The organism is bacterium (Candidatus Blackallbacteria) CG13_big_fil_rev_8_21_14_2_50_49_14 (assembly GCA_002783405.1).
GTDB lineage: Bacteria > Cyanobacteriota > Sericytochromatia > UBA7694 > UBA7694.
Map to the genome: position 1 here is coordinate 36,799 of PFGG01000052.1, position 20,725 is coordinate 57,523.

The window sequence follows — 20,725 nt, forward strand, 5'->3', positions numbered from 1 at the left end:
ATATTTTCACTGTTGAAACATGACGCTGAAGCTTGCAAAAGGTTCCCTTTGAGATCTTAGCGAGTTGCCAATTCGAAAAACTTGAAAGAACTGCATTCTCAGTCTGGAGTTTTCACGGCCCTTACAAGTGCTAAGGCCTTGCTATTGGGGGCTTATTGTCTCATTTGTCCTGTAATTTTGATTAAGATCAATTCTTAATTCTTTATGGATCAAGGATGAAGAGTGTTAAGTTGACTAAGATCTGATCAGATAATTTATCCGGAGGATTTCTATGCGCTCCCGTACCTCACTTCAAATTTCTACACTGCTGGCTTTGAGCTTAACAGCCTGTGGCCCTTCACCCACACTTCCTGGCCCCCAGGCCACAACTTCCAATCCGCCTGTGGCCAGTCCTTCGGCTCCTGTAACCGTGAGCCCTTCGCCTGTAACGACACCCACCCCTCCCCTTGTCGTACCCCCAGTTCCAGGGCAATCTGCGACCCCTGCACCGCTGCCTTCTGCTGAAGCAACTGTTGTTCCTGTCAATGAATGTGGGTCTGCTGCAGTTTTGAAAGAATTGCCCTTGCCTGAAGGGTTTACACCCCCTGCGGGGATGCAGGCCCGTCTGTTTGAAACCCCCTTTAAGGTGGGAGATATTGTTTTTGATGACCATGGGCAAGCCCAGGTATTTTCGTCAGATCGGACTCAAAAGTCTCTTACCAGTACCGATGCCTGTGGTGGCTGGAAGACAGCGGTAAGCAGTGAATTGCTGGCTGGCATCAATGGCAAGACTGCTGTGCCATTGAAAACAGGCACGGGCTATTTGACCGTTGTGGATTATTACCCAGATGGCGGAAACAATTTCGGGGGGATGTTTAACCTGCTCCAGAGTGGTAGCTATGAGCAACTCAGGCTCAAGTCGGATCATGCGGGGCTTCAGGACATTATTCGCCAGCCCCGGACAGATTTACTTTTGCCCGCTGAACTGAAAGGGATTGAAGCCCCCAGTGAGCTTCAGATTCAGGTTTTGCGCTCAAACTATACGCTGGGCCCGCTGGGCAGTCTTTTTTATGGGCCTGAGGGATCACTGTATATCATGACTTCTTCTCTCAACCGGCAGACAATGCTCAAACTCGACCCCTTGGGCAAAGCCACGGTTTACGCCAATAACGAACTGCTGCGGGGCCCCATCTGGCGGCATGGTGCCGTGGTCAACGGCGTTCCCGTGGTGAGCATGGATTATGCCCCTGCCGCAGGGGTTCAAACCCAAGGCATTTATCAGTTCAATGCCGATGGCGGTTTTGCTGAGTGGAAAACCGCTCAAGCGCATGCTGGGCTTCATGACGTGCTGGCTGCTCCGCAAGGGGGGATCTATTTTACGGATTTTGAAAACGACAATGTCTGGTATAAAGCCGATGCGGCCAGCCCAGAAACAGGGCTGCTCGATGCCAACAAAGGTCAGATTCCTGGGGCATTGGCCAGTTTGGCCTATGATGCTGCAAACCAGAATCTATTTTATTTGAACCGGATTGAAGCCGGCAGTTGGTGGGGTTCTGGCCCGGGTGTGCGCGGGGTGTATAAGGTGGCCGATGGTGTGGCGACGCTTTATGCCCAGGCCGCAGAGGGCTCCGATTGGGATGGCCTGGCCTATGCAGATAAAGGCCCTTTGGGAGCGGGTCTGTATACCTTGGAACGTCAGACCGGCAATCTGCTCAAAATTCAGACCGATGGCACTGCGACCCCTGTGGTCAAGGGGCTGCCCAAACCTTCTGAATTGCGTTTTGATCCCCAAACAGGGAATCTGACAGTGGTCTGTGAGGGGCAATATCTTGTGCAGATTGGCAAAGGCCTGACCCCCTTAAAGTTGAATGATTTACCCGCCAATGATGCGGGGTGGTATTTTACAGATTTTGAAAATGACAATCTCTGGTATCTGCCCAATGGCAGTACTCAGGAAGTGGCTGTTTTAGACAGTGAGATTCCCCCGGGGCTTTTCTCGCTGACTTATCTGGATTCCCGCCATGAAATCTATGCCCTCAACAGTGCAGGGGGCTGGCCCTTTGGCGGCACCCCTGGGGTGTACCTGATTCAGCCCAATGGAACCGCCAAATTACTGGCTGAAGCTGACAAAGATACCAATTTTGGCAGTCTGGCCGCTGGCGGTGGGCAATTTGACAAGGCCTTGTTTTGGACGGATCCCAGCAAGAACCGGATTCTCAAAGGGGGGCCAGAGTATTCTGCTCCTGTTCCCTATCTGACGGGGGTTCCCAAACCCGGCTATCTGGCCTTTAGCCCGCAGGGAGATCGCCTTTTGACCGTTGTCAATGAAGGCAAAGGCCTGCTTTGGGTGGGCCCCAATCTGGGAACGCCGAAACCTTCAGCGTCCGCTACGCCCAGCCCCACGGCCTCGGTTATACCTGCGGCAGATCAACTGATCTTTGACAATGGCAATATTCTTGCCGTTTTTAACCGCCCGACTGCTGCAACCACCTTTCATCTTGAGAAGGCCACGCTGATTACCTATCTGCAAACCTATCACTGGAATGAAGGTCAGGGCTCGACAGGAGGCACAGTCTCGCTTGAAGACAATTCAGGCAAAATTTATGGCCCCTGGAAAGTTCAAACCCGCCCAGGTCAGGGAGGGGTACCCAATGCCTATTGGTTTGCAGAACCCCAGGTGATTGTGCCCGCAGGGACTTACCATGTGCTGGATTCTGAACCCTCTACCTGGTCGCAGAACAGCGCCAATGGAGGACAAGGCATGGCCTTGGTGCGGGGCATTCCGCAATAACTTCCCCAATATAATTTCTTACAAAAACAAACGGAAGTACTGCTTCCGTTTGTTTTTTTTATCCGGGTTGTTAGCAATCAACTGATCTGAGACACAAACGTGATATGGCGTGATGAGCTGTGAAGTGATGTGATGACGCGGGTCACACCCCCATCAAAAAGCCCCAAACCAATTTGAGACACTTTTGCGCCAGAAGCAAAAAACCGGCTTTTCGTGCAACTGATTTGAGACACTTTGATTTTCTTAAATGAGGCGTTTAAATGGCGTTTGAACACTCGTTTAAAATTTGCAATCCCGAACAATAATGTTCATAGAGAAATCATCGATGGTACCTTCAACAGTGATGGGTTGGCCTTTATTGAGCTTTGTTAGTTTGTCAGCCTCTTTCTTTTTAAAAAGACACTGAAGGCTGGGTATTTCAATTTGCTCACCAGAGCCAAAAGTAAAGTACGGGTTGCCCAGAAAATCATCTCCTATGGAGGAGACAAATCCTTTGATGATAAAGCGTTTCCCCTTGTATTCTTGTTCAGCTTTTAGCTTGTTATTGTCGTAGACCTTAATGATTTGAGAGGCTGTAACCGTTGCCAGCTTGGCCTTCTCTTCAGCTGCTTTGGTCGCTTCCATTTTTTGTCTGTATTTCTCTTTTGCAGCTTCTTGTTCTTCGGATTTTTTTACTTCAATTTCGGCTTGTTGCTCAGCTTTTTTTCTTTCTTCTGGTGACTGCATAGCGACACCGATAATTGAAACGACCACCAACAGCAAAAACAACGCCCCAAATATGGTCAAACAGCCCTTTAAGAATTTCATATTGTCAGCTCCTTATATTTTTCGCTTAAAATTATCCCATAAGATAATTGCGAGATCTAGAGAGGCCAACAAAACCGAACCATAGCCCCGATTAAATGTATTTTTTTAAAACTTGTTCAAGTTCATCTAAGACTTGAATCTTTTGTTCTTCCTTTGTATCCAACATCAAACATTGGAGTGTAATCAACTCTTGTTTGTGATTTTCAAGGCCCTTTGTAATATCGATGATTACTATATTGGAGCCTGTTTTTAAATGTGATTTATCCACTGTGCTCTCCAAAGATTCTGTGTACATCAGCAAGCTGCTAGTTTGAGGGCGACAGAAATGATTATACACGTTTATACATTACGTATAAACCATCACATTTAAATTTCAGTCTTTTTGAAGTTCTTTAACCATCCTTTCCAGTTCATTCATTCTCACCGCATCTTGAACCTTGGAAAGCATTTCAGCGATTGCAACACCGCGCTTTTCTTCATCAATTTGAAGTAGTAAATCAAACAATCGTTTCATTTTTTCTTGAACTTCTGACAGTTGCCCAGGTAAAACCTGAGAGTCTGTTGAACTGTCAGCCATTGCCATAGATCCTTCCCCGGTTAAAAGCCAATTGATATTTACACCAGTTTCTGCAATTGCAGCTAAGGCTTCTCCTCCAGGAGTGTTTTTGCCCTGTTCATATTTTTTAAAGACACCTATATGTACCCTTATTTGCTCTGCAAATTTTTCTTGGGTTAAACCTAAATGCTTCCTCCACTGCTTGAGGCGGGCACCAATTAGTTCCGACCTCATACTAAAAAGGTCGGAACCCAATTGCTTGAAACAAAGAACTGTTCCGACCTTCGTCTTTTCCTTTTGCAGTGCGGGTTACAAGGATTTCAGACATATAAAGGTCGGAACAAAAGGTCGGAACAAAAAGATACATATAGTTCCCCTTACGTATTGACAAGGATGCAAATAAGTTCCTAAAATAAGATATGTAATATTTCATGGTTTCTCACAGTATTTCATATCTCACAGAGAGAGCAAAATGGCAACCAAAAAAATAAAAACAATTGAGGAAGTCAGAGACGACTTTCGGAGGAAGGGTCTAACGATTAGATCCTGGGCCGCCAAGCATGGCGTCAGCGAGCGCACGACTTATGCAGTCATCTCTGGTGAAAACAAAGGCAATTATGGAAATGCCCACAAAATTGCTGTTTTGTTGGGTTTAAAAGATGGAGAAATAAATGCAGCTTGTTGATAGCACCACAATCGGAACAGCTTTATCAATGACGTCCAGAGGTGTAAGAAAACGCGCTCAGCGTGAGTCTTGGGAATACTCTGAAAGACAATCAAACGGTGGGGCGCAGCAAGTTTATCATTTTGAGGCTTTGCCTTCAGAAGTCCAAGCAAAAGTCGCATTACACTTGCTTCAAACGGGTCAGATTAAACCTGCTGAATCCCCAGATCAAACTCCCAAAACAGTCAAACGCAGTGCTTCAGGCTATGACCGTGACTCACTTTGGAGCTGGTACGACAGCCGCCCCCAAACCATCAAAGACGAAGGCACGCGCCGCGCTGGCTATTGTTTGAAAGTCCGGGCTTTGCTCGATTCGGGTCTCAAAGTCCGACCAGCTTTGGCCGAAGTGGCCCGCGTCGAAGGCGTCTCGCTGGCTTCGCTCAAACGCTGGTGGTATGGCGATACCCTGATCATTGGGGCCGCCAATGTAGACCGCACAGATTTCGCCGCCGCCTTGGCTCCCCGCTATGCTGGCTGCCAAGACTATGCGGAATTTAGCCAAGACGCTTGGGACTGGATCAAAGCTGACTGGCTTCGCCCAGAACAGCCCTCGGCTGCGGCTGTCTACCGCCGAGCCCAAAGCATTGCAAAACAAAATGAGTGGGCCTTGCCCAGTTTGGCCACAGTCAAACGCCGCCTGGAGGCATTGCCTTGGCAGGTGCGCGTGCTGGCCCGTGAAGGCGAAGAAGCCCTCAAACGGATGTTACCCCACGTCACTCGCAACAAAAGCAGTCTGCACGCCCTCGAAGTGGTCAACGCCGATGGCCATATCTTCGATCTGCGCGTGACCCTTCCCTCTGGTGAAGTGGGCCGCCCGGTTTTGGTGGCCTGGCAGGACATCTACAGTGGCAAAATTTTGGCGTGGCGCGTGGGCGAGACCCTGAATCAACACATTGTGCGCCTGGCTTTCGGGGATGTCGTTGAAAAATATGGTGTACCTGAGCATTGCTTCCTCGACAATGGCCGCGAATTTGCCAATAAATGGCTCACAGGCGGGGCCAAAACCCGCTTCCGATTCACCATTCGAGAGGATGATCCCATCGGGATTTTCACCCAATTGGGCATCAATGTTCACTGGACCACGCCCTACCATGGCCAATCCAAACCCATCGAACGTGCTTTTCTGGATTTATGTGAAGGAATATCCCGGCACCCCGCTTGCAGTGGGGCATATACAGGCAACAGCCCTGTTACCAAGCCCAGCAATTACGGCTCACGGGCATTGACCTGGGATGAATTCTTGGCTGTGGTTCAAGAGGGCATCACCGAACACAATGCCCGCACGGGCCGCCGCTCACAAACCGCCAACGGGCGCTCTTTTGAACAGACCTTTGCAGAGTCTTATGCCACCAGCATGATTCGCAAAGCCACCGCCGAACAGCGCCGTCTCTGGCTCTTGGCTGCCGAGGGCGTCACCGTCATTCAAAGCGGCCATGTTGCCATCTTGAAAAATCTGTACTGGGGTGAAGCCGTTGCTGGCTTGGCCGGGCGCAAAGTCGTGGTGCGCTTTGATTCCGACAATCTCTCTTTGCCGGTCCACGTCTACGATTTGGCTGGTGAATACATTGGAGAAGCCTCTTGCACCCAGGCCAACTTTCTGGATGCCCAAGCGGCCAAAGACCATGCCCGCGCCAACCGCCAAAAAATCAAAGCAGCAAAGGCGCAGCTTGACGCTGAACGCAAAATGGATGCCATCGAAGCCGCTCAGGCCCTGCCCAATGTGGTGCCCATGGAACGCCCTGCATCCAGCGTGATTGTGCCCATGTTCGAGAAGGCGCAAAAGGTCGCCAATGGCCCGGATGTAGATGAAATGCCCTCAGATGAGCGCTACATCTTGGACATCTTGAGCCGGATGCCCCGCCGCACAGAAGAAGATTTTTAAATAACGGAGGTCTGTTTATGCCTATGAATCAGTTTTTGTCTTTGCTTAACGGCTTGGAGGGCTGGGAGTTGATCTCAGTCGAAACCATCGAGCAAGAAATCATGACCCTGATCGCTGAATTTCAGCACACCTTGGAACTGGTGGAGGCTCACTATGCAGCCTAAAACCGCAATGGGCAAACGTAGAATCTATGCGATTGATGTATTCATTGCCCCCGATGAAAAAGGGGATCTTGGATTTTCTGTTTCATTAGAAGCAAGCCAAGCTTGGCTTGAATTGCTTGCAGAAGAAGGTGGCCGGTCGCTTGCTGCCGCTGCCCAAAAGAAGATTTTGCCATCTATTGGGAAAGCCTTTACAAAATCGCATTCCAAGCTTCCTAAAAAGGGGGTGAGCCAATCATGACCATTGAAACCACCTACCACACCGCCAATCTGCTCAGCACGGCATTCTTTTGCGGTGCCTTTGCTGGCCTCTTTGGTTTTGCCTGGGGCTGGGAATCGGCCCAAGAACAACAGAGAAAGGAGATCTCGATGGTAGAAGTTGAAATCGTTAAAAACCATGGTTATGAGAATGCTGAAACCGTCATGGTTCTTGAGTCTGAGAGCGCCGAAACTGCCGCGAAAAAACTGACTAAGTTGGGCTTTTTCCAGCACAGCGAAACACTCTTTTTTTCTGGCGACCAGCCCGATGTCTGGGCTGTGCTGTCTGAATCCGTTCCTGCTGCATGAAAAAAGGCCCATGAAGGGCCGAGGGTAAAAATATCAATCTGAGGTAATTATGACAGAAAAAACGTCCGAAACCAAACCCAAAGCACCTGAATCCGCGACACTCAAACAAGTGAGAGCCGAGATAGACAAACGCGGAATCACCCAAGGCCAAGTGGCCCGTGAGATCGGGCTCAGCCCCACCACGCTGACCCAATTGCTCAACGGCACGTATGGAGCAGACCCTTCCAACCAGCTCGAAAAGATTGTGCGCTGGCTTTTGGCCCTGAAAGATCAGGACCATGTCAGAGGGCAATTGCCTTCTGTCCCAGACTTTGTGCTGACACCCACTTCATCGCGGGTCATGGCTGCGCTGGGTTACGCCAAGCTGGCTGGAGATATTGCCGTGATTTATGGTGGGGCGGGCCTGGGCAAAACCACCACTGTGCGGGAATTTCAGCGCAGCTATCCCAATGTTTGGATCGCAACCATGAGCCCAGCCAAAGCCAGTGTTGCCGCAGCATTTGAAGAGCTGTGTGTCGCTGTCGGTTTTCGCTCTCCCGCAATGGGTGCAGCCCGGCAACAGCGAGACATCGAGCGCCGCCTTGCAGGCACCGAGGGCCTGCTAATAATCGACGAAGCTCAACACTTAAGCATTCCAGCGCTCGACGCAATTCGGGCCATTCATGACGCCACAGGCGTGGGTATTGCTCTGGTGGGCAATGAGGCTGTCTATGCCCGCATGACAGGTGGCAATCGTGCGGCCTATCTGGATCGCTTGTTCAGCCGCATCGGTAAAAAGGTCAAGCTGCAACACCCCACATCCACAGATGTTGAAACCTTGGCTGGTGTCTTTAACATCACCGAAAAAGAGTCCATTGTTTTGCTCTGCCAGATTGGGGCTAAAGCGGGCGCACTTCGTTCAGTCGTTAAAATTCTGCGCCTGGCAACCATGAAAGCTGAAGGGAAAACCCCTGATGCAGTCCACATCAGAGAAGCCTTGAAGGAGCTGGGTGTATGACAGTAAAAACCAAAGTTCACCCAGTTGAGCAAGCCCTTCTTGATGCTATTAAAAAGTCCAAGGCCGAAATTGAAAAAATCCAATCAGATTTGGATAGCAACCCTGATTTAGAATTGTTTCGTCTTAAAGGAAAGCGCATAGAAATTGAGTATGGTTTAGCTCCAGCCAAAGAGCGGTTAACACAATTGGCTGAAATCGAAGAGCAGATTACCAAACTTGAAAAAAAGTGTAAGCGCTTCAATGTTTCTGATGCTGTGGATAAACAAATAGCTTTAGAACACGATGTCTACTTACTTGAGCGCGAGTTGACTCTCTTTCGCTTTCGGTATTCTCCAACCGATGAGGAGGATTAAGCCAATGCCTCTTTCACCCAAAATCTGCCACTGTACACAGCCGCCCCACTTCTGCTCATGCCCCACCAATTGGGCCAAGTGCTCCACTTGCGGAGCCGACATCACCTGGGTCAAAACCCGGAATGATAAACCCATGCCCATCAATGGCCACATCCGCACAGGCTTTTTTGAGCACGGTACCCACGTTCCCCACTTCAGCACCTGCCCTGAACATGCCCAGCACCGGCGCAAGAAAACCGCTGAAGCGAATATCAGCACCATGCGCAGGGCAGCTCAAACGGTCAAACAGCCGGTCCAGCTAGATCTCTTTGCTTCTTCTGCTCTCGAAAATATACGCGAAACTCTGAAAGGCGGCCACAAGTGAAAGACATGAGCAGAATTATCTTGGAAAAAAACCAAGCATTTGAGCGGGAATGCGCTAAAGCAGTAGTGCAAATAAATCGAATGGTAGACGAGTCAAACCAGGCGCTTGCTAAGGCTTTGCCTATTGCAATACGCGAAATAAATCGAATGATAAACGAGTCAAACCAGGCATTTGCTAAGGCTTTTAATACTAACTTGAAAGGCGGTCCCAAATCATGAGTACTTTAAACAAAGCTATCTTTACCCCGACTGTCATTGTTGGCATTTACAAACATGATCAATTCGGCACCTATCATCTGCGGAATCTGCGCACAGGTCAGATGCTCAATCGGGGTTATTCAACCATCGACGAAGCCCGGTTGGTTCAGGAGCTGCTTGAAAACAATCCTGATGGCCTTTCTGAAGAGGCGCGTCAGTCATTCTCTGCGGTTTATCAGCCGGAGTCAGAGAGGGGCCTGGATGCCTTGATTAAAGTCTTGGCCAGTGAACTTGCGGAATGGGAAAAACTCAGCAATAGCTTTACCTTTAACCTGGAGGCTGCCAATGCAAGGCTCTCAAGGTAAGGATTTCGCCCGCAAAAAAGACCTGGCTATCATCCACGCGGCCAAGAAGCGCATGGGCCTGGATGACGAATCTTACCGCGATCTGCTCGAAGGAGTGACCAGCAAAGGCGGTACCAAACAGGGGAAGCGCTCAGCCGCAGATCTGACAGCCTCTGAACGCCAAGCTGTCATTGCTGAAATGGAGCGCCTTGGTGGCCAAACAGCCCCCCGTCTCAAGGGCAAAAGAATCCAGCCCGCCGATGAACGGGCACCATTGCTATCCAAGGTCTATGCCCTGCTTTACCATCTCGATCTCTCCATCGAATACGCCTTGGGTATTCTCAAACAGATGTTCAAAGACAAAGCCCCAGCCCGTTTGGAGTGGGCCAATTCCAGCCAGCTGCATAAACTGGTAGCGGCCTTGGAGTACCACAAGAAACGGAGCGCGGCCAAGCAATGAAAGGCAAGAAAAAAGATTTGTGTGAACGCTGCAGAAGATGGACTGATTGCAGTAAATCTATTTACGGGCGCGACTTTTGCCCTGTCTGTTTTGAGTGTGAAACAGAAGAAATACGGATATTGTCTGAGGCAAAAGTACCGTTCCCTTTTGAGAAAAGGCAGGAGGAAAAAGAGGTATGAACTCACCTCAATTTGAGCCAACCGCTGTGCCCAATATTTACAAGCATTTGCCGACCAATTGCTTTTGCTTTTACAGCCAGCTGACCACGTATCTTGTGCGTGGTGTTGGGGTTTGCCTGTTCGATTCCATTGATGCTGCTCAGCAGGCAGAGAGTGCATTTCGTGAGTCACTGTCAAAGCGGGAGGCTTCATATGCGCATTAAATGCCCAAGCTGCTTTGCTGAGTTCGATCTGCTTTCGGCCCTCGACAGTGAAGCGGGCCGCTCCCTGATGGGCCTGCTGGCCAAGCTCGAACCCTATTTGTCTCGGCCATTGGTGGCGTATCTCAGCCTGTTTCGCTCTGCTTCACGGGCACTGAGCTGGGATCGGGCACTGAAGCTCGCAGAAGAGGTTTTGGCCTTGGAGTCTGACAAAGCCCGGTTATCCACAGCTCTGGCAAAAGCTGTGGAAATCCTGCGCGACAAACAGGCTGCGGGTGGGTGGAAACCCATGAACAATCACAACTATCTGAAGCGGGTTTTAGAGGGCGTATCTGCCCAGGCTGAAACAGTGGTTATAACCCCATTAAAACAGGATTCAAAACCCGTTTATAAAAGCAAAACTGCGGCAGCGCTCATGTCTTTGGAGGGATTGAAACGTGGCTAAAATGATTCCAAACTGGCTGCGTGAAGTGGTTGCAGAAGGCCTCATGAGCTTTGTCGTTTTGGGCCTACCCAATCAACCTCCTGCAGAAACCGTGGCTTTAACAGGTGAAATGTGGATCAAAGCACTTTGGAAGCATTCCCAATCCTGGGACGAAGAGCAAGACCGCATTCGGCTTGAGGAGGGGTTCTTGAATCTCTTGCCTATCTTGGAGCGCTGGCCTTTGCCCAAAGACCTGTTGGCGGCAATACCACTCAGACCCGAACAGGATATCTATTACCTTGAAGCACCGGCTATGACCGAAAAACAGCGGAAATTCAACTTAGAGCAGATTCAGAAAATCAAAGCCCAACTGAAGGCTCTTGAAATCAAGATGAGTATGCCTAAAAAGGAGAAGAACAAAAATGCGTGATCAGCTTTCCCTGTTTCCACTTGAAGAGTATGTCAAAGAGCCTGTTTTTGAGGAACAGGCAGGAGGCATACTCGAACACAATCTGGGACCAGAGAATGCCGCTGCGGTTGTAAAGGCTTTGGGTGGGCTGTCCATCAAAATCCCCAGTCACCCCAAAGGTACAGACTATGTTTTTTTCGAGCAAAAGCTGGGGTCAGAACTGGCCCAGCTTTTGATAGATAAATTTGCGGGTGAGGAAATTTACATCAGCCGCAATCACTCTGAAGAAGTGTGGACCCAACATCAGCAAGTGATTAAAACATTTCGGGACTTTGTTGCCAAGGGCAACTCGCGCCGCCGTGCTGTTCAGCAGACGGCCCTGCAGCTCCAGCGGAGTGGACGGCATATCTACCGGATACTTGATGAATACAAGAGTTGAGTTAGTCTTGCAGATCAAATGCTTGCTTAATTTTCTTCTTTTCTTTTTGGATTTTCATAATCTCTGATACTTGTTTACCGTCAATTTGACGAGAGTTGCCCTCTGACTTATACGCTTGTTTTGCTGCACTTTTCGCTTCAGTTTCCTTGTCGCTTAGAGTGTTGTAGCGTTGCTGGGCAACTGGTAACAGTTCTTTGTTTAGTTCAGCATCAACGATTTTCATAAGGCACACCTTTATCGGCGTTCAAGAACATGGTGCGCATTTTTGCTTCTAATTGGCGAGCATCTTCTGAATTGCTATTGAAAATATAAGGCTTGCTCCCAAAAAAAGGGCATCTGAGGGTAATGGTTCCAGATACCAGATGCAATGATAGATCGGCATTATATTGTTGGTTTTCAACAGTTATTTTGACCCCTCTGCGCTGGTAAATAGCCATTAGTGGGTTTATCCCATTGAGAGGCTTAAGCCCTTCCCTTGAAGAAGAGAAATCCATAGGGGTTTCAATCGTTAATAAATTTGTTGTATTTAATGCATTTACAGCCAATAGAGTCATAAATAACCTCTTGTTTTTAGGGTCTGCTCTGATCTTATCACAGCAAGAGTTAGTTGTTTGACCAATGTCACCACGACACATCGCCTTATTTTTCGGCATTATTTCTACAATGCGAGGTAATTGCCCATGTCTCAACTGACCCACAACTTTACTCTGTCCGAACTCACCGTCTCTCAAACTGCTGCCCGTCGTGGCCTGAATAACACCCCTGGACCTATTCAAACGGCCAATCTCAAACTCTTGTGCGTGCAGGCTTTGCAGCCCCTGCGCGATAAGCTCAATAAGCCCATTATTGTCACCAGTGGATACCGCTCGCCTGTGGTCAATCGTGCAATTGGTGGTGCTACCAACTCGGCACACATGTCCGGCTTAGCTGCCGACATCTATGTGCCAGGTATGTCATCCGCTGAACTCATGAAACGGATTCACACCATGGGCCTGCCCGTTGATCAGGTGATTGATGAATTTGGCTCCTGGGTCCATGTAGCTGTGCCCGCCAAAGGTCAGCCCGCTCGCCGTGAATATTTGATTGCCCGTTACCAAAATGGTGGGGCTGTCTACAGTGTGGCCAAGTTCTGATGAGGTGCAAATTTCACCTTGGAAAGCAGGGCTATCATTTCTATTTCGGGAGCTATACAAGTTCTCCTTACTATTCTCTTCAATTGGCTGAAGAAGCCTTTGAAATCTGGGCAAACCCCAGCAACCCTGAATACCAAAAAGCCCTGGAGGAAGCGCAAAAATGAAGCCGTGGTACAAATCCAAAACCATCTTGGTCAATGCTGTGGCAGCTGCCCTGACCGCCCTCGAAGCCAGTACCGGAATGCTCAAACCCATTCTGGGAGACAGCTTCTATCTCATTGTTGCCGTGGGCCTCCCGGTGGTGAATGCCATGTTGCGCACCGTGACCACACAGCCCCTCGGAAAGCCTGAAGCTCCAGACGAGCACGGGGGGCTGCTGTGACAGATATGACGCTCAATCTGGCATGGGGTCAGATTACTTGGGTTATGGGCATTGTCTTTGCTTGGTCTGCTTTCCTGATTGGAATTATTACCGGGCTAGTAGCAAAGATTGTCTCCAATTTTGAAAAAAAAATCACGGATGACAATGTCCAGCTCAAAGCCAGAGTAGAGCTTGTGGACCTTGAGTACAGAAAGCTCTTGGTCGAATTGCCGATCCAGTACCAACGCCGAGAAGATACGATTCGCGACCAAACCGTTATCAACGGCAAGCTGGACAAACTGTATGAACTCATTTTGGAGACAAAGACCGATGCCCGATAACTTAGATATCCACCGTGCAGAACGGGAGTTTCTTCGCTGGATTATCATCACAGCCCTGTGGCACGCCCGCCCCTATGGCTGTCATGAACGGATCATTCTTCGTGCGGCTCAGGATATGCCGTTGCAAATCACCACTGACCAATTGCGCCAAGAAATGGATTATGTCGAAGAAAGCGGCTTTTGCAAAATAGACAAAAGTGGGGAGCTTTGGCACGCTAAAATCACCCCCAAAGGCACAGATCTTGTAGATTACCGGGAAGATTGCCCCAAGGGCATTGCCCGCCCACCTAAGTGGTAAACCCCATGTCAAAACCCTCCAAAGTTGAACTGATGCCAACCGAAGTGCGCGACTGGCTGGATAAAGCCCTGATTGACCGCTCGTTTTCTGGCTACAAGGAACTCGAAGCCCTGATGAAAGAAAGAGGGTTTGACATCAGTCACGCCGCCATCCATCGCCACGGCCAAAAACTTGAGCGTCGATTGCAGGCTATCAAAACCAGCACCGAAGCGGCCAAGCTGATTGCCGAGGCAGCTCCCGATCAGGCTGACCACCGCAGCGCCGCCACCACGGCCCTGATTCAAACATCTCTCTTTGACGCCCTGGTGGATGTGCAAGAGGCAGAAGAAACCCTCGATCCAGTCAAGAAGGTCAAGCTTTTGGCTGGGGCTGCAGCCGCCTTTTCCATGCTCGCAAAATCCAGCCTGGCACAAAAGCAGTGGGAGGAAAAAGTCAGGATAAAGCTGGATGCCCTGGAAAAAGCTGCTCAACAGGAAACGGGCGAGAAAAAGACCGTCACGCTTGAAATCCTGAATATGATTCGCAAAGAAGTCTACGGTGTTTGAAGGAGTACCCCATGTCTGATCTCTGCCCCATTTGTCCCTATCTCAGGAGCGCGTTTACTCTCGAAACGGGCCTTGGCTGGAGTGCCTATCACGGCAACTCTATCGAAGTGCTGAAGTCCCTGCCAGAAGGCTCTGTCGATGCCTTGATCTCTGACCCGCCTTACGGAACTGGTGCCAATACTCTGATGGGCCGTCTGAAGCCTTCTTCGGAAAAATACCGCAGCACAGGGGCCGCCCCTCTGCCAGATATTGACGGGGACTCGCTCATGCCTGAAGCCTGGCAGGATATGATGGGTCAGATATTGCGCAGATCCTACCGGGTTCTCAAACCAGGAGCAACAGTGCTGCTGTTTTGCGATTGGCGTAGCCTGCCCAGTCTAATCAACGTGGTCAGCTATTCAGGTTTTGCCCTGCAGGCGGTCCCAGTCTGGGACAAAGGCCGGGGCTCACGCCCGCGCAAGAATGGTTTTCGCTCTCAATCCGAGCTGATTCTCTGGGCCAAAAAGCCAGGTGTTTTAGATGGCCCTGAACCCCCGGTCTATCTGGATGGGGTGCTGAAGCATTCCACTTTGAGCAATCACAAGCAGCACTTGACCCAAAAGCCGCTCCCATTGATGAAAGAACTGGTGCGCGTTGTGCCCAAGAAGGGGCTGGTTTTAGACCCCTTTCAAGGCAGTGGCACCACTGGCGTTGCTGCACTGGAGCAGGGGCTGACGTATATCGGGATTGAATCAGTGCCCGAATACCACAAGATTGCCTGTGAAAGACTGGCTGCATCCCAAGCCCGCGCCGCTTGAGGTAAATTTTGTCTATCCTTCTTCCCTACCAAAAAACCTATCTGGCAGACAAATCGCGATTCAAAGCGGGGATGTTTGCCCGTCAAACAGGGAAGACATTCACTACAACCCTCGAAGCCACCGACGATTGCATGGAGGCTGAAGCCACAGGCCGCATCTCTCGCTGGACCATTCTTTCGGGCTCAAAGGCCCAGGCCAAAGAGGCCATCGATACGGGTGTGAAATTGCATTTAAACGCTTATCGAACGGTGTTTGAATACCTCGAACAGCCCTTTGATGAAGACATCGACGAACTGGCCTATGAAGTTCGCTTCAAAGGGGGTTCCCGTATTCGTGCTGTGGCCGCCAACCCCGCCACAGCCCGTGGCAAATCCGACAATATTATCCTAGATGAATTTGGCTTTCACAAAGACAATCGCGCCATTTGGCGGGCCTTATTCCCCATTATTTCCAGACGTGATCTGAAGCTGCGTGTCATCTCAACCCCCAATGGTATGGGTGACAAATTCTTTGAAGTCATGAACTCGGAAAAGATGGGCCGAGTTTTCTCCCGGCATGTCATCGACATTTATCAGGCGGTGGCTCAGGGCCTGGACCGCGACATTGAAGAGCTGCGCGATGGGATGAATGACCCCGATGGCTGGGCCCAGGAGTTTGAATGCAGATTCATTGACGCAGCCACAGCTTGGTTAACCTTTGAGCTGATTGATGCGTGTGAAGATCCCTTGGCGGGCATGCCCGAAGAGTATCAAGGGGGGCTGTGCTTTGTCGGGATGGACTTTGGCCGCCGCCGTGACTTGACCACCATTTATGTGCTCGAAGACGTCGAGGGCGTCTTGTGGCTGCGCGAATGGGTCGAACTGGAGCGTAAACCCTTTCGGGAGCAATTGGCCGAGCTGGATCGCATCTTTAAAACCTATCGGGTGGTGCGGGCTGCACTTGACCAGACGGGTATGGGAGAAATGCCTGTCGAAGAAGCCAAAGCGGCACACGGCTCCAGCCGGATTCTGGGGGTTTTGTTTCAAGGCCCGGCCAAAATGGAAATGGCCACAGCCCTGAAGCAGCGAATGGAAGACCGGCAATTGAAGCTGCCAAAACGCTCTGAGCTGCGAGATGACTTGCACTCTGTTTCTAAGCGGGTTGGCCCGACTGGCATCCCTCAGATTTCTGCTCCGCGCATCAATGGATCACATGCTGACCGTTTCTGGGCATTGGGTTTGGCCTGTATGGCGGCCTCCAGTGCCGAAATGCCAGACTTTAACAAAATTCAAACCACAGGGGAATTCACCCAGCAGGAAAGTGGCCTGTGGCTGCCAACTTGGGGAACAGTAGAAGGAGCACGTTATGACGGATACTGAGGCCAAAACCACACGGCCCGAACTCAACGAAATTGCCAGTACCAACGATGGCCGGGATATTACCAGAGGATTTGTCGAAGCCCTGCATTACCTGAGCCCCACCGACAAAGTTTTGCAACAGGCGGGAGGCCTGGAATCGTATGAGGAGCTGCTCAAAGACGATCAGGTTTCTGCTACCTTTGCCCAGCGCAGAAATGCAGTGCTTGCCCGCCCATGGACAGTGACACCAGGGGGCACCAAGCGTCAGGACAAATTGGCGGCTAAACTGGTCCAAGAAACCTTGAAGGCCCTGCCTTGGGACACGATCACCGACCATATGCTTTACGCCAGGTTGTACGGCTATGCTGTGGCCGAAGTCATGTGGGTTGTTAATAGCCTGGTCAAAATCTCAGACATTCGCGTGCGTGACCGCCGCCGCTTTGTTTTCGCCCCCGACAACTCCCTTAAAATGCTCACCCACAGAAACCCCAATGGCGAGGTTTTGCCTGATCGCAAGTTCTGGGTTTCGAGTGTTGGCGCTAGCCACAACGATGAACCTTATGGCCTGGGCCTGGGCCATGCGCTCTATTGGCCCGTCTTTTTTAAACGCAACGGGGCCCGCTTTTGGGCCAAGTTTATGGAAAAATTTGCATCGCCCACCGCCATGGGAACCTTTCCCGCTGGGGCCTCAGATTCAGAGCGTCAGAAGCTCTTGGGGGCGGTTCGGGCTGTGGCAATGGATTCAGGGATTATCATTCCCGAAGGTACTCAAATTCAACTCCTCGAAGCCACACGGGGCGGGAATGCCTCTTATGGAGAATGGCTCCATTATTGGGATAGCGCAATTGCCAAGGTCATCCTCGGCCAAACCATGACCACCGAAGACGGGAGCAGCTATTCCCAAGCCACGGTGCATTATGCGGTTCGCCAAGATTTGGTAAAAGCTGATGCCGACTTGGTTTCTCAAACTGCTAACAGCTCTTGGGTGCGCTGGCTGGTTGACTACAATTTTGCTGGGGCTGCTTATCCTCAGGTCTGGCGAGATATGGAAGACGCCGAAGATCTGGAGCAGCGCTCAACCCGAGACAAAACCCTCTTTGACATGGGATTCAAACTCACCCCCGAAGCCGTGACCCGTATCTATGGCGACGATTATGAGCCCATCGAACCCCCGCAGCCAGAAACGAAGCCCGATCCCATTCCCGCCAAACAAGAACAGACCGCCCCGGCCCTAGCCGAAGGCGACGAAATTGACTTGACCCCCAGCCCAGTTGAGCCCCTGGCCAATGCACTGGACCAACAAAGTGCGCCTGCCTGGCGTAAAATTCTGGACCACATTCAGCAGCTGGTAAACAGCGCCCCCGATCTCCCGACTCTGCGTGATGCTCTTTTAAATGCCTATGCAGAGCTGCCCGGCGATGAACTTGGGGATGTGATGGCCTTGGCCATGCTGACCGCTGAACTGGCGGGACGGTACGATGTTGAACAGGAATCCGCCGATGACTGAGCCCGCGATCTCAGGCGTCTTTCGGGAGCCCTTTCAAGAACAGGTGGCCTTCTTTCGGCAGAAACTTGGCAATCTGGTTCCCACTGAGCGCTGGACAGACATGCAAAAAGAAGCGCATGACAAGGGCTTTATGGTGGCAGGCGCTGCCAAAGCGGATTTGCTGTCTGACCTTGCCGCTGCCGTGGACAAAGCGATCAGCCAGGGCACAAGTTTGGGCGCTTTTCGCAAAGACTTCAAAAGCATTACTGCCCGCCATGGCTGGGATTACCGTGGGGAATTCAACTGGCGCACAAAGGTCATTTACCAAACCAATATGGCCACCAGTTATGCTGCCGGACGCTTGGCCCAGCTCCGTGATGCCGAATTCACTCACTGGGAATACATTCACAGCAATGCCGTGGCCCACCCGCGTAAGCAGCACTTGGGTTGGAATGGTCTGGTACTCTCTGCAGATGATCCGTTTTGGAATGCGCACTACCCACCCAATGGCTGGGGCTGTCAGTGCCGGGTAAGAGGCCGGAACAATCCAGATAAAGTGGGGCAGGCCCCTGATGACGAGATTGACCCCCGCACGGGTGAGCCAGTGGGCATAGACAAGGGTTGGGGTTATATGCCCGGCAATACTGTCAGCGCCACAGTGACGTCCTTGGCCGCTCGCACCGTGCAATGGAAATATGAGCTGGCAAAGGCTTATCTGGAGAATTTACCGGAAGGGCTCAAAGACCAATTTTCCCGCTCTATGCGTGATTTGCCATCAACAAGAGACGCGGCAAGGCAGTTTGCTGGGCGCGTATTGGATGATCGCAATCATACCGAATACCAGTCTATGGGCCTGCTGACATCTGAAGATGTCTCTAAAATTCAGGAATTGAAAGGCCTTGATGTGGCTGGGTATGATTTTGCGCTTGACCCGTCTTCGGTAAGACATATCCAGAAAAAACATGGAGACTTAAAATCTGAAGCCTTGCGTGGTCAAAGAGCAGTCACAAAGGAAGACTATGAAAAGATTCCTGAATTACTCAACTCACCAGATGAAATTACAGACTCAGGCTTATCTCATACTACAAATAATCCATTGATCGAGTACTCAAAGGTAATTGGTCAAGATAAGTATTCGCTGGTGCTTGAATATCGTAAGAAACGAAAGATGTTGGTTTCGACAACATTCTACATTCAAGGGGGGAATTAAGATGATTTGGCAGGAGCTGCAACGGTACGTGCTTTTCAGCCTTATCCCTACGTCCGAAACGCTTCGCAGTAGTTCCCCTGCCATTTCTATTATACCCTGAGAGCCATTATGTCTAACAACACAGCCCAAACCCTTTTCCCCGAAGAAGTAGAGATGTTGGTCAACCATTTCAGGCACCAGACCGGCAATCCCAGAATTGAATCCTTTCTCTCGCTAAACAATCCCAACCTTTGGCTGATTGGCCAGCAAGTGGGCTCCAGTTTGCATGTGATCGCAGAGTATGAAAAGTTTGACCTGGAGCTGAAAATACTCAAGGGAGACGATTTTTTCTGATGCAATTTGACATCAAGCTTGATGATTCAATGGTGCTCAACTCCCTGCGCCGCTTGCAACTTAAGACCAGCAACCTTAAGCCTGTGATGTCTGAAATAGGGGAAGAGATGCTGGAGAGTGTCAAGAAGCGCTTTGAAACCAGTACAGGCCCAGACGGTCAAAAGTGGGCCGCAAACAAAGAAAGCACGCTCCTGAAAATGCTCAGCCAGACCAAAGGCAATTTCAAAATTAAGACAGTCACAAGTAAATCTGGGAGCAAACGGGAAATTAAGGTGGGAGGACTGAGAAAAAAAGGTCAGGAACGTGTCTCTGGTAAAAAGCCCTTGATTGGTGATAGCAAAGCGCTCTCAGGAACCATAAATTACCGGGCCACATCTGACTCTTTGAAAGTCGGCAGCAACATGATTTATTCGCGGGTACAGCACTTTGGCGCAGGCAAGGGGGCCTTTGGGGCAACCAGACGCGGGGCACCAATTCCTTGGGGAAGTATTCCTGGTCGCCCATATCTGGGCTTTTCGGATGAGGACCGCTCGATAATTTTAGAGACAGTTGAGAAGTATTTGAAGGCCTGAATCTCTCTGGGGATGGTGGCTATTTTCCAAGTTTTTAAACTGCTGTCACAGTTGTTCTGATAGCCACTTGTGTGGAATTGGGAAAGAATCTGCGTCTGATATTATTCGATAAAACAACGGCTTCTTGTTCTGCTGTATCCTGATCAGCAAATTCCGCAACGAAAGAAAAGCGATTTTCGACAAACTCCCTGCCAAGAGCTGTTTCGGCTTGTCGTAAATGTATGAGTTCAAAATCAGGGGGCATGGTAAATCTTGAGTTTGCGCTAATGAAATCTGTAAGTTCTTGAGTAAAATCAGGAAGAGGTGTGGGTAGATCTTCCAAAAAATCATATCTAATTTGAAAATTAGCCATATTGTTTACTGCTTAAGCCTCGCATTTTTTAAATTCCAAGATCTAATGTTACCTTCTTTTCCTAATATATGAAAACAAAACCCGTTTAACCCCGTTTGAAAGCCGTTTAAATTTTGTTTTGACCAGC

At 50.1% G+C, this 20,725-nt stretch carries 33 protein-coding genes; 27 read left to right on the forward strand and 6 right to left on the reverse strand.

All coding sequences use genetic code 11. The features are described from left to right. The first annotated feature begins 271 nt into the window (after nt 1-271). The gene (locus tag COW20_12605) at nt 272-2,770 is read left to right on the forward strand and encodes a hypothetical protein (GenBank protein PIW47421.1); all 2,499 of its coding nucleotides are present in this window, start codon (nt 272-274) and stop codon (nt 2,768-2,770) included. Between the two features lie 279 nt (nt 2,771-3,049). Here the strand turns inward: COW20_12605 and COW20_12610 are convergent, their stop codons facing one another. From COW20_12610 to COW20_12620, 3 genes are all read right to left on the reverse strand, one after another. Then, on the reverse strand, nt 3,050-3,577 hold the full coding sequence (locus COW20_12610) for a hypothetical protein (protein ID PIW47422.1): 528 nt from the start codon (nt 3,575-3,577) through the stop codon (nt 3,050-3,052). Between the two features lie 91 nt (nt 3,578-3,668). Continuing rightward, nucleotides 3,669-3,872, reverse strand: a complete 204-nt coding sequence (locus COW20_12615) for a hypothetical protein (GenBank protein PIW47423.1) — start codon at nt 3,870-3,872, stop codon at nt 3,669-3,671. Between the two features lie 78 nt (nt 3,873-3,950). Then, a complete protein-coding gene (locus COW20_12620) occupies nt 3,951-4,367 on the reverse strand; it encodes a hypothetical protein (GenBank protein PIW47424.1) in 417 nt (138 codons plus the stop codon). Nucleotides 4,368-4,605: 238 nt separating this feature from the next. On the opposite strand from COW20_12620, the gene COW20_12625 reads away from it, so the two are divergent. From COW20_12625 to COW20_12695, 15 genes are all read left to right on the forward strand, one after another. Then, nucleotides 4,606-4,818, forward strand: coding sequence for a DNA-binding protein (locus tag COW20_12625; protein ID PIW47425.1), 213 nt, complete (start codon nt 4,606-4,608; stop codon nt 4,816-4,818). Beyond that, nucleotides 4,805-6,739 (forward strand): hypothetical protein, encoded by a 1,935-nt coding sequence (locus tag COW20_12630; protein PIW47426.1) that lies wholly within the window; start codon nt 4,805-4,807, stop codon nt 6,737-6,739. Before COW20_12625 ends, COW20_12630 begins: the two co-directional genes overlap by 14 nt. Before the next feature lie 153 nt (nt 6,740-6,892). Next, entirely contained in the window at nt 6,893-7,141 is a 249-nt protein-coding gene (locus COW20_12635; protein ID PIW47427.1) for a hypothetical protein, read from the forward strand. Next, entirely contained in the window at nt 7,138-7,467 is a 330-nt protein-coding gene (locus COW20_12640; GenBank protein ID PIW47428.1) for a hypothetical protein, read from the forward strand. The genes COW20_12635 and COW20_12640 overlap by 4 nt, the downstream gene beginning before the upstream one ends. A gap of 49 nt (nt 7,468-7,516) precedes the next feature. Continuing rightward, nucleotides 7,517-8,464 carry a DNA transposition protein gene (locus COW20_12645; protein PIW47429.1) on the forward strand — a complete coding sequence of 316 codons (948 nt, stop codon included), beginning with the start codon at nt 7,517-7,519 and terminating at the stop codon, nt 8,462-8,464. Further along, entirely contained in the window at nt 8,461-8,817 is a 357-nt protein-coding gene (locus COW20_12650; protein PIW47430.1) for a hypothetical protein, read from the forward strand. The genes COW20_12645 and COW20_12650 overlap by 4 nt, the downstream gene beginning before the upstream one ends. 4 nt (nt 8,818-8,821) lie before the next feature. After that, nucleotides 8,822-9,181: a hypothetical protein gene (locus COW20_12655; GenBank protein PIW47431.1), complete on the forward strand. Its 360-nt coding sequence runs from the start codon at nt 8,822-8,824 to the stop codon at nt 9,179-9,181. After that, entirely contained in the window at nt 9,178-9,399 is a 222-nt protein-coding gene (locus COW20_12660) for a hypothetical protein (protein PIW47432.1), read from the forward strand. The genes COW20_12655 and COW20_12660 overlap by 4 nt, the downstream gene beginning before the upstream one ends. Next, nucleotides 9,396-9,743: a hypothetical protein gene (locus COW20_12665; protein PIW47433.1), complete on the forward strand. Its 348-nt coding sequence runs from the start codon at nt 9,396-9,398 to the stop codon at nt 9,741-9,743. The genes COW20_12660 and COW20_12665 overlap by 4 nt, the downstream gene beginning before the upstream one ends. Continuing rightward, complete coding sequence (locus tag COW20_12670) at nt 9,724-10,182, forward strand: regulatory protein GemA (protein PIW47434.1); 459 nt, start codon at nt 9,724-9,726, stop codon at nt 10,180-10,182. Before COW20_12665 ends, COW20_12670 begins: the two co-directional genes overlap by 20 nt. Continuing rightward, a complete protein-coding gene (locus tag COW20_12675) occupies nt 10,179-10,361 on the forward strand; it encodes a hypothetical protein (GenBank protein PIW47435.1) in 183 nt (60 codons plus the stop codon). The genes COW20_12670 and COW20_12675 overlap by 4 nt, the downstream gene beginning before the upstream one ends. Continuing rightward, nucleotides 10,358-10,564, forward strand: a complete 207-nt coding sequence (locus tag COW20_12680; protein ID PIW47436.1) for a hypothetical protein — start codon at nt 10,358-10,360, stop codon at nt 10,562-10,564. The genes COW20_12675 and COW20_12680 overlap by 4 nt, the downstream gene beginning before the upstream one ends. Further along, the gene (locus COW20_12685; protein PIW47437.1) at nt 10,554-11,006 is read left to right on the forward strand and encodes a hypothetical protein; all 453 of its coding nucleotides are present in this window, start codon (nt 10,554-10,556) and stop codon (nt 11,004-11,006) included. The genes COW20_12680 and COW20_12685 overlap by 11 nt, the downstream gene beginning before the upstream one ends. A 1-nt stretch (nt 11,007) precedes the next feature. Then, nucleotides 11,008-11,415 carry a hypothetical protein gene (locus COW20_12690; protein ID PIW47438.1) on the forward strand — a complete coding sequence of 136 codons (408 nt, stop codon included), beginning with the start codon at nt 11,008-11,010 and terminating at the stop codon, nt 11,413-11,415. Further along, nucleotides 11,408-11,833, forward strand: coding sequence for a hypothetical protein (locus COW20_12695; GenBank protein PIW47439.1), 426 nt, complete (start codon nt 11,408-11,410; stop codon nt 11,831-11,833). The genes COW20_12690 and COW20_12695 overlap by 8 nt, the downstream gene beginning before the upstream one ends. A gap of 1 nt (nt 11,834) precedes the next feature. Here the strand turns inward: COW20_12695 and COW20_12700 are convergent, their stop codons facing one another. Together COW20_12700 and COW20_12705 are read right to left on the reverse strand one after the other, a co-directional pair. Next, nucleotides 11,835-12,056 (reverse strand): hypothetical protein, encoded by a 222-nt coding sequence (locus COW20_12700; GenBank protein PIW47440.1) that lies wholly within the window; start codon nt 12,054-12,056, stop codon nt 11,835-11,837. Then, a complete protein-coding gene (locus COW20_12705; GenBank protein ID PIW47441.1) occupies nt 12,043-12,270 on the reverse strand; it encodes a hypothetical protein in 228 nt (75 codons plus the stop codon). The genes COW20_12700 and COW20_12705 overlap by 14 nt, the downstream gene beginning before the upstream one ends. A 243-nt stretch (nt 12,271-12,513) precedes the next feature. Here COW20_12705 and COW20_12710 point away from each other — a divergent pair, with 243 nt between their 5' ends. The 11 genes from COW20_12710 (at nt 12,514) to COW20_12760 (ending at nt 20,246) form a co-directional block, all read left to right on the forward strand. Then, nucleotides 12,514-12,966, forward strand: a complete 453-nt coding sequence (locus COW20_12710; GenBank protein ID PIW47442.1) for a peptidase M15A — start codon at nt 12,514-12,516, stop codon at nt 12,964-12,966. Nucleotides 12,967-13,126: 160 nt separating this feature from the next. Continuing rightward, a complete protein-coding gene (locus COW20_12715; GenBank protein ID PIW47443.1) occupies nt 13,127-13,348 on the forward strand; it encodes a hypothetical protein in 222 nt (73 codons plus the stop codon). Next, a complete protein-coding gene (locus tag COW20_12720) occupies nt 13,345-13,668 on the forward strand; it encodes a hypothetical protein (GenBank protein PIW47444.1) in 324 nt (107 codons plus the stop codon). The genes COW20_12715 and COW20_12720 overlap by 4 nt, the downstream gene beginning before the upstream one ends. Continuing rightward, entirely contained in the window at nt 13,658-13,966 is a 309-nt protein-coding gene (locus COW20_12725) for a cytoplasmic protein (protein PIW47445.1), read from the forward strand. The genes COW20_12720 and COW20_12725 overlap by 11 nt, the downstream gene beginning before the upstream one ends. 5 nt (nt 13,967-13,971) lie before the next feature. Next, nucleotides 13,972-14,511 (forward strand): hypothetical protein, encoded by a 540-nt coding sequence (locus tag COW20_12730; GenBank protein PIW47446.1) that lies wholly within the window; start codon nt 13,972-13,974, stop codon nt 14,509-14,511. Nucleotides 14,512-14,522: 11 nt separating this feature from the next. Next, nucleotides 14,523-15,308, forward strand: coding sequence for a site-specific DNA-methyltransferase (locus tag COW20_12735; GenBank protein ID PIW47447.1), 786 nt, complete (start codon nt 14,523-14,525; stop codon nt 15,306-15,308). 71 nt (nt 15,309-15,379) lie between these two features. Beyond that, the gene (locus tag COW20_12740) at nt 15,380-16,666 is read left to right on the forward strand and encodes a terminase (protein PIW47482.1); all 1,287 of its coding nucleotides are present in this window, start codon (nt 15,380-15,382) and stop codon (nt 16,664-16,666) included. Then, nucleotides 16,653-18,152: a portal protein gene (locus COW20_12745; protein PIW47448.1), complete on the forward strand. Its 1,500-nt coding sequence runs from the start codon at nt 16,653-16,655 to the stop codon at nt 18,150-18,152. Before COW20_12740 ends, COW20_12745 begins: the two co-directional genes overlap by 14 nt. Continuing rightward, nucleotides 18,124-19,341, forward strand: coding sequence for a phage head protein (locus COW20_12750; GenBank protein PIW47449.1), 1,218 nt, complete (start codon nt 18,124-18,126; stop codon nt 19,339-19,341). The genes COW20_12745 and COW20_12750 overlap by 29 nt, the downstream gene beginning before the upstream one ends. 153 nt (nt 19,342-19,494) lie before the next feature. Beyond that, on the forward strand, nt 19,495-19,674 hold the full coding sequence (locus COW20_12755) for a hypothetical protein (protein ID PIW47450.1): 180 nt from the start codon (nt 19,495-19,497) through the stop codon (nt 19,672-19,674). After that, nucleotides 19,674-20,246 carry a hypothetical protein gene (locus COW20_12760; protein PIW47451.1) on the forward strand — a complete coding sequence of 191 codons (573 nt, stop codon included), beginning with the start codon at nt 19,674-19,676 and terminating at the stop codon, nt 20,244-20,246. Before COW20_12755 ends, COW20_12760 begins: the two co-directional genes overlap by 1 nt. Before the next feature lie 34 nt (nt 20,247-20,280). Here the strand turns inward: COW20_12760 and COW20_12765 are convergent, their stop codons facing one another. Next, nucleotides 20,281-20,598, reverse strand: a complete 318-nt coding sequence (locus COW20_12765) for a hypothetical protein (GenBank protein PIW47452.1) — start codon at nt 20,596-20,598, stop codon at nt 20,281-20,283. Between the last annotated feature and the right edge of the window lie 127 nt (nt 20,599-20,725).

Excerpts from the sequence above, each read along its gene's own strand:
- COW20_12680 (PIW47436.1), top strand. The coding sequence starts at position 10,358 with ATGAACTCACCTCAATTTGAGCCAACCGCTGTGCCCAATATTTACAAG.
- COW20_12675 (PIW47435.1), top strand. The coding sequence starts at position 10,179 with ATGAAAGGCAAGAAAAAAGATTTGTGTGAACGCTGCAGAAGATGGACT.
- COW20_12650 (PIW47430.1), top strand. The coding sequence starts at position 8,461 with ATGACAGTAAAAACCAAAGTTCACCCAGTTGAGCAAGCCCTTCTTGAT.
- COW20_12625 (PIW47425.1), top strand. The coding sequence starts at position 4,606 with ATGGCAACCAAAAAAATAAAAACAATTGAGGAAGTCAGAGACGACTTT.
- COW20_12705 (PIW47441.1), bottom strand. The coding sequence starts at position 12,270 with ATGGCTATTTACCAGCGCAGAGGGGTCAAAATAACTGTTGAAAACCAA.
- COW20_12615 (PIW47423.1), bottom strand. The coding sequence starts at position 3,872 with ATGTACACAGAATCTTTGGAGAGCACAGTGGATAAATCACATTTAAAA.
- COW20_12610 (PIW47422.1), bottom strand. The coding sequence starts at position 3,577 with ATGAAATTCTTAAAGGGCTGTTTGACCATATTTGGGGCGTTGTTTTTG.
- COW20_12750 (PIW47449.1), top strand. The coding sequence starts at position 18,124 with ATGTTGAACAGGAATCCGCCGATGACTGAGCCCGCGATCTCAGGCGTC.
- COW20_12690 (PIW47438.1), top strand. The coding sequence starts at position 11,008 with ATGATTCCAAACTGGCTGCGTGAAGTGGTTGCAGAAGGCCTCATGAGC.
- COW20_12620 (PIW47424.1), bottom strand. The coding sequence starts at position 4,367 with ATGAGGTCGGAACTAATTGGTGCCCGCCTCAAGCAGTGGAGGAAGCAT.
- COW20_12605 (PIW47421.1), top strand. The coding sequence starts at position 272 with ATGCGCTCCCGTACCTCACTTCAAATTTCTACACTGCTGGCTTTGAGC.
- COW20_12685 (PIW47437.1), top strand. The coding sequence starts at position 10,554 with ATGCGCATTAAATGCCCAAGCTGCTTTGCTGAGTTCGATCTGCTTTCG.
- COW20_12755 (PIW47450.1), top strand. The coding sequence starts at position 19,495 with ATGTTGGTCAACCATTTCAGGCACCAGACCGGCAATCCCAGAATTGAA.
- COW20_12695 (PIW47439.1), top strand. The coding sequence starts at position 11,408 with ATGCGTGATCAGCTTTCCCTGTTTCCACTTGAAGAGTATGTCAAAGAG.
- COW20_12630 (PIW47426.1), top strand. The coding sequence starts at position 4,805 with ATGCAGCTTGTTGATAGCACCACAATCGGAACAGCTTTATCAATGACG.
- COW20_12640 (PIW47428.1), top strand. The coding sequence starts at position 7,138 with ATGACCATTGAAACCACCTACCACACCGCCAATCTGCTCAGCACGGCA.
- COW20_12725 (PIW47445.1), top strand. The coding sequence starts at position 13,658 with ATGCCCGATAACTTAGATATCCACCGTGCAGAACGGGAGTTTCTTCGC.
- COW20_12730 (PIW47446.1), top strand. The coding sequence starts at position 13,972 with ATGTCAAAACCCTCCAAAGTTGAACTGATGCCAACCGAAGTGCGCGAC.
- COW20_12670 (PIW47434.1), top strand. The coding sequence starts at position 9,724 with ATGCAAGGCTCTCAAGGTAAGGATTTCGCCCGCAAAAAAGACCTGGCT.
- COW20_12700 (PIW47440.1), bottom strand. The coding sequence starts at position 12,056 with ATGAAAATCGTTGATGCTGAACTAAACAAAGAACTGTTACCAGTTGCC.
- COW20_12765 (PIW47452.1), bottom strand. The coding sequence starts at position 20,598 with ATGGCTAATTTTCAAATTAGATATGATTTTTTGGAAGATCTACCCACA.
- COW20_12740 (PIW47482.1), top strand. The coding sequence starts at position 15,380 with ATGTTTGCCCGTCAAACAGGGAAGACATTCACTACAACCCTCGAAGCC.
- COW20_12655 (PIW47431.1), top strand. The coding sequence starts at position 8,822 with ATGCCTCTTTCACCCAAAATCTGCCACTGTACACAGCCGCCCCACTTC.
- COW20_12715 (PIW47443.1), top strand. The coding sequence starts at position 13,127 with ATGAAGCCGTGGTACAAATCCAAAACCATCTTGGTCAATGCTGTGGCA.
- COW20_12645 (PIW47429.1), top strand. The coding sequence starts at position 7,517 with ATGACAGAAAAAACGTCCGAAACCAAACCCAAAGCACCTGAATCCGCG.
- COW20_12665 (PIW47433.1), top strand. The coding sequence starts at position 9,396 with ATGAGTACTTTAAACAAAGCTATCTTTACCCCGACTGTCATTGTTGGC.
- COW20_12745 (PIW47448.1), top strand. The coding sequence starts at position 16,653 with ATGACGGATACTGAGGCCAAAACCACACGGCCCGAACTCAACGAAATT.
- COW20_12635 (PIW47427.1), top strand. The coding sequence starts at position 6,893 with ATGCAGCCTAAAACCGCAATGGGCAAACGTAGAATCTATGCGATTGAT.
- COW20_12735 (PIW47447.1), top strand. The coding sequence starts at position 14,523 with ATGTCTGATCTCTGCCCCATTTGTCCCTATCTCAGGAGCGCGTTTACT.
- COW20_12760 (PIW47451.1), top strand. The coding sequence starts at position 19,674 with ATGCAATTTGACATCAAGCTTGATGATTCAATGGTGCTCAACTCCCTG.
- COW20_12710 (PIW47442.1), top strand. The coding sequence starts at position 12,514 with ATGTCTCAACTGACCCACAACTTTACTCTGTCCGAACTCACCGTCTCT.